2 protein-coding genes are annotated in these 2,017 nt (G+C 71.0%); both read left to right on the forward strand.

The genetic code is table 11. The features are described 5' to 3' along the window. The coding region (locus HC031_RS32110; protein ID WP_240943297.1) for an asparagine synthetase B family protein at positions 1 to 803 on the forward strand (803 nt) is incomplete at its 5' end. 851 nt (positions 804 to 1,654) lie between these two features. Beyond that, on the forward strand, positions 1,655 to 2,017 hold a 363-nt coding region (locus HC031_RS32115; RefSeq protein WP_205863513.1), incomplete at its 3' end, for a hypothetical protein.

Genomic DNA, 2,017 nt, shown 5'->3' on the forward strand with positions numbered 1-2,017 from the left:
CGTACATGGCCGCGTTCGGGCGGATCCGCATGCCCGCGCCTGTCCGGTGGCCGTTGGCGCGGGTGGGCGCGACGCTCGTCAGGCGCAGTCCGGAGCGGAGCTTCCTCGCCCAGGCCGGGCGCGGCCTGCACCTGCTCGGCCAGCCGCCGCACCGCCGGTACGCGCGGATCCTGTCGTACTTCACGCCCGAGCAGAAGCATGCGCTCTACACGGATGCGCTGCGCACCCAGCTGGCTGAGGTCGACAGCTACCGCCTGCTCGACGACGCGTTCGACGCCTCCCGCGCCGACTCCACGGTGGGTCGCGTCATCGACAGTGACCTCAACATGTACCTGCCCGGTGACCTGCTGGCGAAGGTCGATATCAGCACGATGGCCGTCTCGCTGGAGGCCCGTGCGCCGTTGCTGGACCACAAGGTGATCGAGTGGGCCGCCGGGCTGCCCGCCCACCTCAAGGTGCGCGGCAGGGAGACGAAGTACCTGCTCAAGCGGGCGGTCGCCGACTGGCTGCCGGCGGAAGTGATCAACCGGCCGAAGATGGGCTTCGGCGTGCCGCTGGGGAACTGGCTGCGCACCGAGCTGCGCAACCTGGCGCGCGACGTGCTCACCGACGCGACCGCCCGCGGCCGCGGCCTGTTCCGGCCGGACGCGGTCGCCGCCCTGCTCGACCAGCACGACGCCGGCATCGACCACTCCGGCCGGATCTGGGCGCTGATGCAGTTCGAGCTGTGGCACCGCACATTCGTCGACGGGCCCCGCGCGGTGTCGCCGGTCGCTGTCCCGTCGGCGATCGGCCACTGCTGACCCGACCCATCGTGGCGTCAACGCCCTCGGCCCGCTGGCGGCGCCGGGGGCGTCGGCGCGTCTGAACGTCGGCCGGCTGCAGAACTGTGCCATGACCCTGGACGCGATGGCGCCGGTGGCGTAGGAGAGACGTAAGCCCGCGTCGCGTGGCCTCACGCGTCCCGGGAGCTTGAAAGCCTCCACAACCGGCACCACCTCCAGTGCCCGCCAATGGTCCGACGCAACGACGCGGCCGGACTCAACCGCGGATGGGCACCGCGCAGGGCGTACGCACTCTGGTCGCTCGCGTGATGACGCCACCAATTCATTGAGTATGCTCGATGTCGCGATCTGCAACGCCGAATCACGTCCTGCCGTCCAGCCACCCGGGCGGCGCGTCGATCAGATCGGAGCGAGATGGGCTGCTCCCACACCGGAGAATGTCCGCTCTTCCCACTGCTCAATTCAAGCGTGCACGGCTGGCGGGACAGCTACTGCGACAGCGCGCACGGTTGGCGGGACTGCGCCCGGTACCAGCTGTCGAGAACGGGCCAGCTCGTGCCGATCACACTCCTGCCGAACGGGGCCGACGCGCTGCACCTGAGAGTCGTTCCCACCGCAGACGGGTCTGTCAGGGCACAACTGAAACAGGCGCCGCCGTCGCGAATCGACGGTGGGCTCCCGTGGACGCCTGCGGCCCGGTTCGAGCCCGCGCCGGCACCGGAACCGCCGATGCCCGCCCGCGGCTCCAGCCCCGCACCCGCACCACCCGTACCCGCTCCGCGCCCGTCCGCGGTCCCGTCGACCCGATCGAGGCGATCGACGCGGCGCAGGTGGTGGACCCGACTCGCAGATTGGATCACTGGCCCCGCATGAACAGTTACTGGCCCTGGTGGGCGGGCGCTCTCGGGCTCGCCCTCGCCACCATCAACTACACCGTCACCACTGATCGGTCTTTCGGCGTCTCCGCAGCGTGGGAGCGCGTCCTGCAGTGGCGCGCCGAGCGTCGTGTCGAACGACTGAACGCTCAGTTGGCAGACGAACGTGTCCTCGCCGAGGCTCTCGCCGCGGCCACCGCTGAGCAGTTCGGAGCCCGTCCGGCGGCGACCGCCGCGGGCCGGACCGCGTACGGCGACGTGCCGGCGCCGGACCGGGACGCCCGGCCGGTAGTGGATGCGAGAGCCTCGGTTGCGAGCCGGCTCCCGGCACCTGTGGTCAGTCAGGCCGCCCTGCTT

It is taken from the genome of Planosporangium thailandense (assembly GCF_011947195.1).
In the GTDB taxonomy this organism is placed as follows: domain Bacteria; phylum Actinomycetota; class Actinomycetes; order Mycobacteriales; family Micromonosporaceae; genus Planosporangium; species Planosporangium thailandense.